Genomic DNA, 1,122 nt, shown 5'->3' on the forward strand with positions numbered 1-1,122 from the left:
CTAGAAATCAAAATAACATCTGCTTGAATTTGTAAATGAACATTCTTACGGAAACGAACTGACTTTGGAACATATTTTTCATATAGATCAGTCACTCTCACTAAAATTTTATTGAAAACGACTTGTGCTTGAGAAGGATTCGCGAGATAATGTACTTGGCTTTGCATATCATGTCCTCAATTCGTGGTGGTTTTGAATTTATGATACGCAAAGTTTTTTATTATTTCTACAACTAACTAGCACAACGGGTATTAGATATTTTTGTATAGATTGTAGAGCATTTTACTATAGAAGTGGAGGGGACTAATCGGAGAATCGCTCCCAAAGAAGTCAAGATTTTCTTCTACATGAATTTGGGTAAAAAAATCATAATTAGAGATGGTTGTGATGATTAGATAAAATTGATGGACAGCTGTCCAAATATCAGATTCTGATGCCTTTGGAAATTGTTGTTGAAAAGTAGTTGCCAGTGCTTGGAAAAAAGGCATGGCCTCCGATCGAAACTGTAATATCTCAGCATCTGTTTGGGTACACTGAGAACTGGTGAAGGGAACAGACAAGAGCTTGATAAAAAGAGGTCTATTTAGAACTTGCCTCATCAGTTCCTGGCAAAATTCTTGTAGCGGTAGTGTCTGCGTAAAATGCTCCCGAATTGCTGCTGCAAAGTCTAACCCCTCTTCTTTAATTAATTGGAGGAACAGAGCATCTTTGGAAGGGAAATAGGTGTAAAGTGATGGCCTAGAAATATCCAATTGTTTCGCCAGATTGACCAAGGAAATCTGGTCATAGGATTGGACTAGAAAGAGATTGCGTGCAGCACTGAGGATATCTCGGTAACGTTGTTCAATGGCTTCTTGAGAACGAGCGCGTTTCTGGATCATGGTTGCATGCCTTTTAACTTTTTGTTTTAGTTTACCATACTTCAGAAAAAATGTAAGCCTTTTTGAAGATTTTTTGGATTTATTCTAAATAAAACTTAAAAAATGTTTGCAAATCGAAAGTTTTAAAATGAAGTTAGCCACCTACCTTTACTGTGAGATGAGGACTACAACCCATTCTGATAAGTCATTGATTTCATTTGATGACAGGTTTGGAGCTGTTAGGCTAATTTGCCAAGGCTAA

The 1,122-nt window shown here is 36.8% G+C and carries 1 protein-coding gene; it reads right to left on the reverse strand.

Going from position 1 to position 1,122, the window contains the following annotated elements; genetic code table 11:
- Nucleotides 1-251: 251 nt before the first annotated feature.
- Entirely contained in the window at nt 252-881 is a 630-nt protein-coding gene (locus tag E4T71_RS08635) for a TetR/AcrR family transcriptional regulator (RefSeq protein ID WP_135038920.1), read from the reverse strand.
- Nucleotides 882-1,122: the final 241 nt, after the last annotated feature.

It is taken from the genome of Streptococcus sp. WM07, from assembly GCF_004570525.1.
In the GTDB taxonomy this organism is placed as follows: Bacteria; Bacillota; Bacilli; order Lactobacillales; family Streptococcaceae; genus Streptococcus.

Excerpts from the sequence above, each read along its gene's own strand:
- E4T71_RS08635 (WP_135038920.1), bottom strand. The coding sequence starts at position 881 with ATGATCCAGAAACGCGCTCGTTCTCAAGAAGCCATTGAACAACGTTAC.